Raw genomic sequence first — 12,234 nt, 5'->3', positions numbered from 1 at the left:
CATCCCCGTGCGCGGCCGCCGGGGGGGACCCGGCGGCCGAGAAGGGAGGGAGGGTGTTGATGGTTATAAGGTTCTGTTCAAAGGAGGAGGTTTTTTGGAGGCTCCGTTATGCCCCCTTGGGGGTAGGGGCATAACGGAAAGGTTTCACTGTAGGAGGCTTTATATGTACACCGCCATGGGCGGACGTGTTGGGAGCGGCAATATGGGTTAGTGGCTATTGGGCCGCGCCGTGCTGATGTTTGGCCTGAGCAGGGGCATCCTTTTTCGGCGTGGCGGCCGCAGGCTTGCCCACTTCTTTTTCAATGCGCTGGGTCATGGTGTCGTGCAGTTGACCAAGCTGTTTTCTGAGCTGCAGCATTTCAGTCGCAGTGGCGCGCACAGCCGCTATGTCGGGGTTGGCCGCATTTTGCAGGGCGCGCAGCTCTTGCCTTTTAATGAACATCTGGTCTTTCACAGGTTCCATCTGCTTGGCGAAATCGGCCACAATTGCATCATATTTTTGCAGTTGTTCAGGAGTATAAGCGCCTCGGCCCATCATGCCGTGCATGCCGTGTCCCTGCATGCCGGGGCAGGGCATTTCGCCCTGGCAGCCGCCCATTTCCCGCATGCCTTCAGGCATATCGCCCGCGGGGGCCGGCTGGCTGTAAACAGTGATGGCACTTCCCATCAGGGTTGCTGCAAGTATGGTTGCAATGGCGATGTTTTTGGATTTCATGGAAAGCTACCTCATCAAAATTCGTTGTATATGGGTTCGTTGTTCTTGCAACGTTTGCTTGCTATAAAGCAATGCCCGTGCCAAAGTACGTTTTATCTTTAAAAATAAATGGTTACAGTGTCAGCCGGGTTTTGCGTTGCGTGCGCTGGCCGGGAAGCGTATGTTTTTTATACATTGAAGGGTTAGCCATGTATAAAATTTGTACATCTGCATAATTTTCTTACAGGCCGTTTGAGTCCGCGCGCATAAAAAACGCGCCCACCTTGATGGCGGGCGCGTGCTGATGCGAGTGTGCAGTCGCGGTTATTTGCTGGCGGAAGTAGACAGACCGGGATATTCCATGCTGCATCCCCGCGTTTGCGGGCTGCCAAGCGGAACGCCAACCTCGTTGCCCATGCGCTGGTCTGCTCGTTGCAGAAGGTCGCGCAGTTCATCCCGTAGCTGTTGCAGCTCATGCCCCAGGCGGGGCAGGGTTTCGGGCGAGGTATTCTGGTTATAACTCAGGTGCGCGAGCTCGTTTTTTTTCTGCATGATGCTTTTGCGCAGCTCGTTCACCTTTGGAGTGTATTCGTCAATTACAGCCTGTGCCTTGGCCCTCTGCGGGGGCGAAAGCTGTTGCAGCCACGCGCGCATATCTGCAGGGTGGGTGCCAGCCGGGCTGCCCGGCACAGGCGTATATTCCGCATAGTCGGTCTGATCTGCCGCCGTTGGTTGGGGAAGACAAAGACTGGCCAGAACACAAAGGGAAAGAAGGGGTTTCATCATAAAAGACCTTCTGGAAAATAAACTCGTCCCGCTTTCATACCAAGCACTGAGCGGGGTGGCAAGGTTCCTGGCTTTGTGGGCACAAGGAATGCAAAATATCTTGCAAGAAGCGTGCAAATTTTTTGACCGGATAGAGACAATCCCTGCGGCCAGTGAAATAATGCCGAGCAAATGCCTATGAATATGGAAAACACCACTTCTGAAAAAAAAGTGCCAGAGCCCGCACGTTCCGGTTCTGCGTCAACAGCGCAGGCCGATACGGCAAAAATATCGCAGGCGGCCTATGTTGCGGCGCGCACCCCGCTGGGGCTGCTGCTGGGCGGCGCGGCGGTTGTGCTGGCGCTCATGGTTACCCTGCTGACGCTTATTTCCATTGACCGCAGCGAGGCGGCCATGGCCCGCCTGCTGGCAGAAAAGGGCTCGTCGCTGATTATCGCCTTTGAAAGCATTTTGCGGTCGGGCATGCGCAGCGAGGCTGGCGTGCGCCTGCAGGTGCTGCTGGAAGAAATGGCCGACAGCCCCGGCATTGTTTTTGTGGCCGTTACCATGCCTGATGGAACCATTGTGGCCCACAGCAATCCGGCCCGGCTTGGTGAAATATTGCAGGTGGGCGGCCGCGAAGCCGACGACAGCATCATGCACGAGCTTGCGCCCGACATGCTGCCCCACTGGGGCATCATGCGCATGGAGGGGCGGCGCGTGTTTGCGGTGTACCGGCAGTTTTCGCCGGGCATGCGTGACCTGCCAAGGGGTTTTCCCCTGCCTGTCATATTTCTGGGGCTTGATCTTTCACCCTTTGAAATAACCCGCAGCCAGAACCGCGACTATGTGGCCATGCTGGCCGCCGTAACCCTGCTGGTGGGTCTGGCCTGTCTGGTGGCCCTGTATTATGCGGAACGCGCGCGTGAATCGCGGCAGCGTCAGCGTATGGCCGAGGGCAAGGTGCGTCGCCTCGAAGAAGAAGTGCGCCGCAAGGAAAAGCTGGCCGCCGTGGGCAATCTGGCCGCGGGCGTTGCACACGAAATCCGCAATCCGCTCAGTTCCATCAAAGGCTACGCCACCTACTTCGGCCAGCGCTTTCCCGAGGGCAGCGAAGACCGCGAGGCGGCCAATGTAATGGTGCACGAGGTTGACCGTCTCAATCGCGTAATTATGGATCTTATAGGCCTTTCACGGCCCAGTGATGTAAGCCCCCACCCCGCGGATCTCAAGCTTGTGGTAGACCATGTCACCCGGCTTGTGCATCAGGATGCGGAAAAAAGGGGCGTAAAGATTGTCTGCCGCGCGCCCAAGCGCGTGCCGCTGGCCATGGCTGACCCGGAACGCATGGGTCAGGCCCTGCTGAACCTCTGCCTCAATGCCCTGGACGCCATGCCCGAGGGCGGTCAGCTCACGCTGGCCATTGTGGAGCGCAAGGGGCGTGTGTGCCTGATGGTGCGCGACAACGGCACAGGTATCGAGCCCGCCCAGCTGCCGCACATTTTTGACCCCTATTTTACCACCAAGGGGCAGGGAACGGGCCTTGGGCTGGCAATGGTCCACAAGATTGTTGAAGCCCACGACGGTGAGATCAGTGTTGTCTCGCGCCCTGCGCAGGCATCGCGGCGCGGCGAAACCACGTTCAGCATCTGGCTGCCCCGCGCGGCTCAGGACGATGTGGCCAAGGCCAAGCGGGCAGACTGAGTTGAGACTGGTTGCCAAGCATAAAGTGAGGAAACAGTGAGCACCTGTATTCTGGTTGTAGACGATGACGACGCCCACCGTGGCATGCTGCGAACCATGCTGCGTTCGTGGGGATACGCCGTGGAAGAAGCCACCGACGGTGACGAGGCCGTGAGCCTTGTGCGCGAAAAGTCCTTTGACGCCGTGCTGACCGACGTGCGTATGGCGCGCATGGACGGCATACACGCGCTCAAGAATATTCTGGAATACAATCCGGCCCTGCCCGTTGTGCTCATGACGGCCTATTCGTCTGTGGAAACCGCAGTGGAGGCCCTGCGTCTGGGCGCATACGACTATCTGGTCAAACCGCTCGACTTTGAGGCGCTCAGGCACACGCTTGAAAAAGCCATTGAGCACTCGCGTCTCAGTGTGGAAAACCGCGAGCTGCGCCGCCAGCTCAGCGATGCCGCCACACGCCCTGGAATTCTTGGCCGCAGTGCGCCCATCCGGGCCATGCAGGAAATTATCGCCACCGTTGCGCCCACCGAGGCCACGGTGCTCATCACCGGCGAATCGGGCACAGGCAAAGAGCTGGTGGCCCGTGCCCTGCACAGCGCGAGTACCAGGGCAGAAAAATCTCTGGTAACGGTAAACTGCGCGGCGTTGGCGGAAAATTTGCTGGAATCAGAGCTGTTTGGGCATGAAAAAGGTTCGTTTACGGGGGCTGACCGGCGCCGCGAAGGGCGTTTTGCCCAGGCCAACGGCGGCACGCTCTTTCTGGACGAAATAGGTGAAATGCCGCTCACCCTTCAGTCAAAGCTGCTGCGCGCCCTTCAACAGGGCGAGGTGCAGCGCGTTGGGGCCGACGCCGCCATAACCGTGGACGTGCGTGTTATTGCAGCCACCAACCGTGACCTGCGCGAAGAAGTGACCCAAAAGCGTTTTCGCGAGGATCTCTATTTTCGCCTCAATGTTATCTGCATAGAAGTGCCGCCCCTGCGGGAAAGGGCGGAGGATATTCCCGTGCTTGCCGCCCATTTTCTGGAGCGTTTCGCCAACCGCAACCGCAAAAGTGTGCGCGGCTTTTCGCCTCAGGCTCTGGCAAGCATGTTGCGCTACGCCTGGCCCGGCAATGTGCGTGAGCTGGAAAATGCCGTGGAGCGGGCGGTTATTCTCTGTAACGGCGACCTCATCACCGAGCGCGAGCTGCCCTCAGTGGTCACCGGCCCCACTCCGGTGGACGAACGCCAGCCCGAGGTCGATGCCTCGCTGGCGGGCCTGCCCCTCGATACGGTTGAACGCCGCGCCATCGAGGAAACCCTGCGCCAGACTGGCGATAACAAGAGCGAGGCGGCGCGGCAGCTGGGGATTACGAGGGCAACGTTGCACAATAAGCTCCGCAAATACGGGCTTGAGTGATCGGGGCCTTTTACACGCTGGCTTTGTCAAAGGGCACAAAGCCCCTCGGCCTGCAAAAAGCAGGGAAAAATTATATGCCGCACACGATGAGTGTGGTAGATAGGTTGCCCGCAAGGGCATTGCAATTTGCGGTTTGAAAGGAAGGACTGCCGAAAGGCCTTGGCAATAGAGGTTTGCAATGGAAACAGCAGAAAATGGCATTGCCCTGAACCCGGTCGCAGGCGGTAACGCGCGGCTGCTGAAGATTCTGGCGGTGCTGCTGGTGATTGCCTGCGTTGAGACGTTTGCTTACTGGCGGTTTGCTGTTCCAGCGGATGAAGGTGCGGGGGCCTCTGCTGCCCTGTCACCGGAAGAAGCCCGCAGATATATGCGCCTGGCGACAGACATGCTTGTTATTGACGTGCGCAGTCAGAAGGAATTTGCCGACGGGCATCTTCCCAATGCCGTAAATATGCCTCTGTACGCCTTTCATCATCTGGTAAAAGACATTCCACAGAAGACTGCGGTGCTGCTGCACTGCCAGTATGGCTACAGGTCGCGCCAGGCTTACAAGCTGTTCAGACGTTTGCGGCCAGATATCACCCACGTATGGTATGTGGCGGGCCAGTTGCATTTTTCATTACTGCAACCAGAAGACGCCCCTCAATAGAGAAATGCCACGTCTGTGGCTTCCCTGACGGTATCACGATCTGTCCAGCGCTGTTAGAAGCTCTCGAGCGGGGCAGCAGCTTCTTTTTCCGAATTTTCCTCATTAAAAAAGAGCACCAGCAACGCGTTTCTGTTGCGTGTTTCTGTCTTGCGCAAAATCTGCCGGATGTGCGTTTTGAGCGTGTTTTCAGAAATATGCAGCTGGTCGCAGATGGCTGCGGTATCGCATCCTTCCAGAATCAGACACAAAACGTCCCGTTCCCTTAGCGAAATGCCATATTTCAGGGCAAAGTCCGCAACGCTGTCTGCCCGGCAGCGTACATTCTTGTGTGGCTCGGGCGACCTGAAGGCCGCGAATTCCTGCGTGCCCGCCTTTTCTGCAGAGGGGGTTTTTGACACACCCGAAAGCGTGAGCGCGTACTGGATGCGTGAGCTCACATAGCTGAAGGCCGTGGTGAGAAAAAGACACCAGAAAGCAATGGGTACCGTACCGGGAAAGTGCTCCACAAACCGGTAAACACACAAAAAGGCCATAAGCATTGCCACATAGGGAATGGCCGAAATAAGGCCGCGCCTTGGCGACTGCCTGCCGATCTGCGCGAATACAAGCAGAAAATAAAGCTGCGCGACGCCCCTGCAAACAAGGTCAATCACATAAATAAGCCAGTAGACTATGGTGCCCTCTGTAATGACCACCAGGGTGGGTGAAAGAATCACCCCGCCGATGCAAACAAGCAGCAGCCGCATGTCTGTACCGTATTTGTCGATCAGCAGGCCAACAATGGGATAGGCCAGCCATGTGTACAGGTGCACCTGTGCGGGTATGGGAAAAGCCTGGCTGTGTATTCGATAAAAAGTTATGTCAATAAAGGCATTTAAAAGAAAAAATATAAAGGCGATGATGGTCAGATAGCGAAGAGAGATGCTTGTCAGCTTGTCTGACTTGCGCACAATTTCCATGCCCTCGGCTGGCGGCTGTTCCTTGAACAGGCAAATGGCCGCCATGCTGCCGCTGATAAACTGAAGGCAGAGCAACAGCCATTGCACGGCATCGTCTGAAAGGGGAACAATATACAGAAAAAGCCAGAAAAAATCCCCGGCGGCAAAGGCAATGCCCATATGAAACCCGGGCGAAGAGCTGCGGGAAAAGAAACTTTTCAGCAGGGGTGGCAGGACAACCCCTCCCCAAAAGCAGGCGCCGTAGGAGAAGATTTCATTGTTCTGAAATATGCCAGCGGACCAGAGTAGCGCACTCAAAAGGGTGAGAGCCACGGCGCACGGGGAACCAAAGCGTTTGGGCAGCCATGTTGAAAAAAGTAGCCCACCCAGAATGATGCCGCCGCAAAATCCGGCGACCGCGTTCTGAAGCGAAAAAGAGACAATGCCAAGTCCCCGGCCTTCAAGAAAAATTACAAACTGGGCTGCCAACAGGCTGGCAATGCCCACGCCGGAAAGGACGGGCAATCCCTTTTTGCCTGATTCCATTGTTTCTCCGAAATGTCTGTGTGACTTGTGATCAGATAAGCAGTTACAATTTCAATACCCTCTAGAAGAACACCACATTTATTGCGGGTCAATAGTAAAATCATATATCTGGTGTTCGATTTGGTGGGTGCCGTGCTGGTCAGATGTCACAATACAAGATGTCTGAAAATGGCAGACCGTCTGTTGCTGTTGGTAAAGCCTGAGGTCATGGACAGCAACAGGGTACCCCTGCCCACAGGCAGGCCAGAGGAATGAGCCCCGGGGCGTGGCCCGGGCATATGCCCGGGCTCATTCCTCTTCACTCATGTGGCTGCCAAACCTGCCTGAAGCAGTGGGGCAGCGGCGCTAACTCTGCAAACGCTGGCTATTCCAGGTTAGCCGAACCATCGCCGCGCAGGGTGATTTTGCTCACGCCGGTAAGGTCGAGGTTTTGCCAGTTTACCTGAGCGCCCTCGTTGTCAACGGCGATCAGCTCCCAACCCTTGGGGCTGCCGTTGATGCGGATTTTAAGCCCCTCGCCGTTGGCGAGAGTGTCATTGCCCAGCAGGTCCTGGGCATTGCCGCCCGCGTTCGAATCAACAAGGCCAAGCCGCTGGATGGTAAAGCCCGTGCCATTGGCAACAATAATTTCCTGGGCAAGGGCAGCGCCAGCGCTGAAACCCATGAGCATCAGCCCTGCGACAAAAGAAAGGATAAAACGCTTCATATGCAGATCTCCATATCAGCTAAGTCGGATGGTGAATTTGAATGTCCGCGGGCAGCAGGGGCTATTCGGGTACAGCTTCAATGGCATCCATAATGGTCTTTGCGGGGTTCTTGGCGCAGTATGTGCCGAGGTGGGTTCCCAGCTTTTCCATCCACTGGTCGCTGATGGAGGTATTGCCGCTTTTGCCGCTCATGTAACCGTCAATCCACATCACCATCATGCTGATGTTCTGCTTGTCAGCCAGAAATTCCTTGCAGGTGATTTTTGCCACATCCTGTTCTGCTGCATGGGCTGCAAAAGGGGCAGCTCCCAGCATAACAACGGTCAGTGCAGCCAACAGATACTTTTTCATCATTTCCTCCGTCTCCAATTGATATTTGAACGTAACCCAGATTATCCGAAGATATTCGTGCGGCTGGCCCTGGGGTGAATGCCCGGCAAAAGCGCTGCTTTCCCCGCAGGCAGCAGGCATCACCTCTTCATGGCCTCAACAACGCGATTAGGCCTACACTTCGGTCATGGTTATGCACATCACCTTAATGTTCTATTTTGCATTCTGTTGCTCACACTTGCGGGTGAACGCAGAAGTAGTTCTTAAAAAAGTATTTAAATTTTAGCCTGTTGCTTTGTTGCCCGTGTGCGGCGCGAAAAAATAATAACAGCATGCCCAATGGAAAAACGCCCACCTTCAGGCTCTGCCCTGAGGGCTGCGACGCGTTTGGTCCGGGCCGTAAACCGGATTGCCACCCCATTGGGTGATAATTTTTTTTGCATAAAGGTCATTTTAGGTGATACCGCTCGCCAACAAATTGAAGGAAAAAGCTGCTGGGATTCTGGGGCACTGTCGTACCCGGTGAAAATCTAGTTATGGAGAAACTGTCGATGAATGATTCCAGCACTCGTGTCAGTGGAATGATCTGGGCGGGCTATGTTCTGCTGCTTCTTTTTTCTTTTTCACTCTACTGGAGCCTGTTGCTCTGGGCTGGCGTGGCCGCATTGGCTCTTGGCTATTACCAGCGCCGTCAGGCCCGCAAGGAAGGATCGCTGGCCGAATGCGCCCAGGCGCAGTGGCAGGTGAATACGGTCTGGCTGGCGCTGCTGCTTGCCGGTTTGGGCATTGGCGGTATTGCGGGCGTGGCTGGCTGGATGGGCAATGACCCCACGATAATGGCAAAGCTTGACGAGCTTTCTTCCGGTGATAAGCCGCCGCTGGAAATGCTGCGCCAGTTCTGGGCTATCCCTGGCAGCAAGGCCCTGATTGCCTTTATGTGCGGCTCGGTTCTGCTCTACCTTGTGTGGACTCTCAAGCGCACTCTGCAGGGGCTTTTGTCCCTCTGGCAGGGAGTTGCCCCTGCTTCGCTTGGTGCTTTGCGCTGGCTGGCCCTGCTGGCTGCCGTGCTGCTGCAGGTGGGTATTCCCCTGGTGCTGCTGTAACGGTGCGCATATGCGCGGCATTATAGTCTGCCTTGCTTTTATATGTGGCCGTGGGGGCGTGGCTGGCTTGTGTGCGGCATCTGTGCCTGCCCTGAGCGGTGCATCTTCCATTTTTATGGACGCATTGCCACAGGGTGCGGAACGGGCGGCAGAGCTGCCCACCCCTTCAGACGGCCAGAATGCCGCAGGGGGATTGGGCCGTAGCGCGGTTCTCTCCTCTTGCGCAAACAGCCTCTGCGCCAGCCTCGGTCATATGTTCGAGCAGGCGCAGCAGGGCTACGCCACAGCCCCGTACAACCTTGCGCGCAGCTACGAGACGGGGGGACGGGGTGGACAGAAACAGGGAAAAAGCCCTTTACTGGTACGGCAAGGCCGCCCGCCAGGGTGATGCGGACGCGCAGGCCCGTCTTGAGGCATTTTGACAGCTTACAGGTCATAGCCTTTTGGCAATATAACCCCGCAAACAGGGAATCAACACACGGTATGCCGAAAAAAATTCTCCGCACCTTCAAGGTATGCACCGCGTGCGTACTACCTGTTCTGCTGTTGCTTGCATGCCCGTTGATTGTCCGTGCCGCAGAAACATGGGCCGTGTACTGGTATCTGTGCGGCAGCAACCTTGAATCGGAGGACGGCGCGGCCTCCGCCGATCTGGCCGAACTGCTCAAGGCCCGCCTGCCAGATAACGTAAAGGTGATCATACAGACCGGGGGTGCCAGCAAGTGGCACAGGCCGGGTATCAGCGCAAAAAATATCAGCCGCTATGTCTACCATCGGGGAAAGCTTGAGCTGGTGGGCAAACTGCCGCAGGCGAGCATGGGGGATGAAAAAACGCTCACCTCCTTTCTTGCCTTTTGCAAAGAAAATTACAGCGCAGACCACCAGGTTTTTGTCTTTTGGGACCACGGGGGCGGCAGCATCGGCGGTGTGGCCAACGACGAGAATTATGAGTTCGATGCCCTTTCGCTCAAGGAAATACGCAATTCTTTCAAACAGGTGTACACGGCTTCAGCCGCCCGCCCGCCATTTGAAATCATTGGTTTTGATGCCTGTCTGATGGCCACGCTCGACACGGCCAGCGCTGTAAACGGTTTTGCAAAATACATGGTTGCCTCGCAAGAGGTGGAGCCAGCCAACGGCTGGCAATACACAGCCTGGATGAACGCCGTGGGGGCCGACACCTCCATAAGCCCGGAAGCATTGGGCAAGATAATATGCGATACCTATCTTGAAGGCTGCGAAGAGGCCCAAACGGCAGGAAACGCCACCCTCTCACTCATCAATCTTGCAAAAATTCCCTTTGTGAATCTGGCCTATAATGCGCTGGGGCTTGAGGCTGTTTCCCTTGCCATGGAGGACGACAGCTTTTACGCAGCCTACGGCAGACAGGCCAAGGCTTCTGAAAACTACGTCAACTCGCGCTCCGAGGGCTACACCAACATGGTGGATCTGGGCGCGCTTGTGCGACGGATGAAAACGACGTTGCCCGAATTTGCGCCGCATTTTCTGGATGCCCTGAGCGAAGCGGTTGTCTACAAGGTTCATGGCCCCTACCGGTCACCCTCGGGGCTTTCCTGTTACTATCCCTTTGACGGCAGCAAGGCGGGATTTTCCACCATGATGCAGGCCGGGAACATCACCACGTTTCTGGTACTCAATGGGCTGCAAATGGGTTTTCTCGATACGGACAGCGCCGCAAAGCATCTCGACCGCATCTCCACAGACATAACCGCCGCCCTCGAACAAGAAGAAAATGCCCCCGGCGAAGCACAGCCCGAAACGCCTAAACCCGATGCCCCCAAGCCCGAGCCTCCGGCCCCTCAGCAGGCTGGCGGGCAATCTCCATTGGGAGCCTTGCAGGCAGGTTTGGCCTCCATCCTTGGCGGTCAGGCGGCTGAAAACCAGTCGCCCGGCAGCGTTGCAGCCCTCCTCGGTCAGGCGGCCAACGCGGTGGTGTCTTCTGTTGTGCCGCTCAAGCCGCTGGATATCTCAAGCCTTGAGGACGTTGAGGTAACAATCGGCGAAGGCGGCGAGGCGCGGCTCAATCTTGGCCCCGAGCGCGTCAAGTTTCTGGACAGCGTGCAGTTTTACCTTGCGTATTACAGCCTTGAAGACAACCTTATCATGCTGCTGGGTAAGGATGCCGACATGGAGGCCGACTGGGCAAAGGGCGTGTTCAAGGACAACTTTCAGGGAAAGTGGGCGGCTCTTGATGACCACCTTGTCTATCTTGAAATCACGAATCAGGACGATGGGATAAACCACTACGTTGTGCCCATCAAACTGAACGGGGTGCGTTGTAACCTTATCGTGGTCTATGATTTCACCGCCAAAGAATACAAGATTCTTGGCGCGCGTCGCGTTCAGGAAGTGGAGATGAAGGATAAGGCGCTGATCAGGCTCAAGGCGGGCGACAAGGTCACCACCATTCTTCTTGCCATGCGCATGGACGACGAGGACGGCGACTTCCAGGAGGTGGAGGTCGATACCTTTACCCTTGGAAAAAAAGTGACTTTTGCGGATACGGACATGGGCGACGGGCAGTTTATGTTCATGTTTGAAATGACAGACGTGCAGAACAATTCCGCCACTTCACAGATTGTAACCATTGAGGTGAAAGACGGCGAGGCCCTGTACAGCAACTGATGCGGCATCCTTGCCACAGGCCGCCGGTGTCGGTATGGAAAGGCATGAATGATTTCAAGAGCGACAACGGCGAGTTTGCGGCTGAGGACGTGAGTGCCGAGCGGCTTGACCGGCTGGCGGATTTTTTTAACGAGGTGGGTATGCTGCGGCACACCCCGCGCACGGGTTATGCCTTTTTGGGCACCGGGCACGAGAACGTGGCCGAACATTCCTACCGGGTGAGCGTCATGGGCTACGTGCTGGCCCGCATGTGCAACATGGACCCGGCGCGGGTGACCTATCTGTGCCTGTTCCATGACCTGCACGAGGCGCGCACCGGCGACCTGAACTATGTGAACCACCGCTACGCGCAGTGTCAGGCCCGCAAGGCGCTGGAAGACTGCGTGCAGGGCACCGGGCTGGAAGAAGACGTGTTGCCCCTGTGGGACGAGCTGGAAGAAGATTCCAGCCGCGAGGCCCTGCTGGCGCACGATGCCGATCAGCTCGATCTTATCTGCAACCTCAAGGCAGAGCTCGACAAGGGCAATGCCTTTGCGGAGCAGTGGCTGGAGAGCGCGGTCAAGCGCCTGCGCAGCCCTGCGGCCCGGCAGGTGGCCGAGGCCGTGCTGCGCGCAGACCACAACCGCTGGTGGTATGGGCAGGTGGAACGCGAATGGTGGGTGCGGCGGGGCCGCTGAGCACAGGTACTTCTGAAATACGAAAGGCCCGGAACCTGTTGGCGCAGTCCATGTGCGCCGTGCGGTTCCGGGCCTTG

Annotated in this window: 12 protein-coding genes; 7 read left to right on the top strand and 5 right to left on the bottom strand. The window is 56.7% G+C overall.

Translation table 11 applies throughout. The annotated features are described in order from the left end of the window. Nucleotides 1-214: 214 nt before the first annotated feature. Both F8N36_RS10405 and F8N36_RS10400 read right to left on the bottom strand, forming a co-directional pair. On the bottom strand, nt 215-715 hold the full coding sequence (locus F8N36_RS10405) for a periplasmic heavy metal sensor (protein WP_291332745.1): 501 nt from the start codon (nt 713-715) through the stop codon (nt 215-217). 303 nt (nt 716-1,018) lie between these two features. After that, complete coding sequence (locus tag F8N36_RS10400; RefSeq protein ID WP_291332744.1) at nt 1,019-1,480, bottom strand: periplasmic heavy metal sensor; 462 nt, start codon at nt 1,478-1,480, stop codon at nt 1,019-1,021. Between the two features lie 177 nt (nt 1,481-1,657). On the opposite strand from F8N36_RS10400, the gene zraS reads away from it, so the two are divergent. The 3 genes from zraS (at nt 1,658) to F8N36_RS10385 (ending at nt 5,210) form a co-directional block, all read left to right on the top strand. Continuing rightward, on the top strand, nt 1,658-3,163 hold the full coding sequence (zraS, locus tag F8N36_RS10395) for a two-component system sensor histidine kinase ZraS (protein ID WP_291332743.1): 1,506 nt from the start codon (nt 1,658-1,660) through the stop codon (nt 3,161-3,163). 36 nt (nt 3,164-3,199) lie between these two features. Next, complete coding sequence (locus F8N36_RS10390) at nt 3,200-4,561, top strand: sigma-54 dependent transcriptional regulator (RefSeq protein WP_291332742.1); 1,362 nt, start codon at nt 3,200-3,202, stop codon at nt 4,559-4,561. A gap of 178 nt (nt 4,562-4,739) precedes the next feature. Beyond that, a complete protein-coding gene (locus tag F8N36_RS10385) occupies nt 4,740-5,210 on the top strand; it encodes a rhodanese-like domain-containing protein (RefSeq protein ID WP_291332741.1) in 471 nt (156 codons plus the stop codon). A gap of 53 nt (nt 5,211-5,263) precedes the next feature. Here F8N36_RS10385 and F8N36_RS10380 read toward each other — a convergent pair whose 3' ends face one another. The 3 genes from F8N36_RS10380 to F8N36_RS10370 all read right to left on the bottom strand — a co-directional run bounded on the left by F8N36_RS10380 (nt 5,264) and on the right by F8N36_RS10370 (nt 7,752). Further along, on the bottom strand, nt 5,264-6,694 hold the full coding sequence (locus tag F8N36_RS10380; protein ID WP_291332740.1) for a helix-turn-helix transcriptional regulator: 1,431 nt from the start codon (nt 6,692-6,694) through the stop codon (nt 5,264-5,266). A 364-nt stretch (nt 6,695-7,058) separates the two neighbouring features. Further along, entirely contained in the window at nt 7,059-7,400 is a 342-nt protein-coding gene (locus F8N36_RS10375) for a hypothetical protein (protein WP_291332739.1), read from the bottom strand. A 61-nt stretch (nt 7,401-7,461) separates the two neighbouring features. Beyond that, entirely contained in the window at nt 7,462-7,752 is a 291-nt protein-coding gene (locus F8N36_RS10370; protein ID WP_291332738.1) for an HdeA/HdeB family chaperone, read from the bottom strand. Nucleotides 7,753-8,282: 530 nt separating this feature from the next. Between F8N36_RS10370 and F8N36_RS10365 the strand changes: the two genes are divergently transcribed. From F8N36_RS10365 to F8N36_RS10355, 4 genes are all read left to right on the top strand, one after another. Beyond that, nucleotides 8,283-8,834: a hypothetical protein gene (locus tag F8N36_RS10365; RefSeq protein ID WP_291332737.1), complete on the top strand. Its 552-nt coding sequence runs from the start codon at nt 8,283-8,285 to the stop codon at nt 8,832-8,834. Between the two features lie 179 nt (nt 8,835-9,013). Next, nucleotides 9,014-9,256: an SEL1-like repeat protein gene (locus F8N36_RS16330; RefSeq protein WP_366247047.1), complete on the top strand. Its 243-nt coding sequence runs from the start codon at nt 9,014-9,016 to the stop codon at nt 9,254-9,256. A gap of 61 nt (nt 9,257-9,317) precedes the next feature. Next, entirely contained in the window at nt 9,318-11,480 is a 2,163-nt protein-coding gene (locus F8N36_RS10360; protein WP_291332736.1) for a clostripain-related cysteine peptidase, read from the top strand. 44 nt (nt 11,481-11,524) lie between these two features. Next, the gene (locus tag F8N36_RS10355; protein WP_291332735.1) at nt 11,525-12,157 is read left to right on the top strand and encodes an HD domain-containing protein; all 633 of its coding nucleotides are present in this window, start codon (nt 11,525-11,527) and stop codon (nt 12,155-12,157) included. The last annotated feature ends 77 nt before the right edge of the window (nt 12,158-12,234 follow it).

The organism is Desulfovibrio sp. (assembly GCF_009712225.1).
Taxonomy (GTDB): Bacteria; Desulfobacterota; Desulfovibrionia; order Desulfovibrionales; family Desulfovibrionaceae; genus Desulfovibrio.
The sequence above is the reverse complement of the archived record's forward strand: the minus strand, read 5'-3'. Positions and strand labels throughout refer to the sequence as shown.

Excerpts from the sequence above, each read along its gene's own strand:
- F8N36_RS10405 (WP_291332745.1), bottom strand. The coding sequence starts at position 715 with ATGAAATCCAAAAACATCGCCATTGCAACCATACTTGCAGCAACCCTG.
- F8N36_RS10400 (WP_291332744.1), bottom strand. The coding sequence starts at position 1,480 with ATGATGAAACCCCTTCTTTCCCTTTGTGTTCTGGCCAGTCTTTGTCTT.
- zraS (WP_291332743.1), top strand. The coding sequence starts at position 1,658 with ATGAATATGGAAAACACCACTTCTGAAAAAAAAGTGCCAGAGCCCGCA.
- F8N36_RS10385 (WP_291332741.1), top strand. The coding sequence starts at position 4,740 with ATGGAAACAGCAGAAAATGGCATTGCCCTGAACCCGGTCGCAGGCGGT.
- F8N36_RS10380 (WP_291332740.1), bottom strand. The coding sequence starts at position 6,694 with ATGGAATCAGGCAAAAAGGGATTGCCCGTCCTTTCCGGCGTGGGCATT.
- F8N36_RS10375 (WP_291332739.1), bottom strand. The coding sequence starts at position 7,400 with ATGAAGCGTTTTATCCTTTCTTTTGTCGCAGGGCTGATGCTCATGGGT.
- F8N36_RS10370 (WP_291332738.1), bottom strand. The coding sequence starts at position 7,752 with ATGAAAAAGTATCTGTTGGCTGCACTGACCGTTGTTATGCTGGGAGCT.
- F8N36_RS10365 (WP_291332737.1), top strand. The coding sequence starts at position 8,283 with ATGAATGATTCCAGCACTCGTGTCAGTGGAATGATCTGGGCGGGCTAT.
- F8N36_RS16330 (WP_366247047.1), top strand. The coding sequence starts at position 9,014 with ATGCCGCAGGGGGATTGGGCCGTAGCGCGGTTCTCTCCTCTTGCGCAA.
- F8N36_RS10360 (WP_291332736.1), top strand. The coding sequence starts at position 9,318 with ATGCCGAAAAAAATTCTCCGCACCTTCAAGGTATGCACCGCGTGCGTA.
- F8N36_RS10355 (WP_291332735.1), top strand. The coding sequence starts at position 11,525 with ATGAATGATTTCAAGAGCGACAACGGCGAGTTTGCGGCTGAGGACGTG.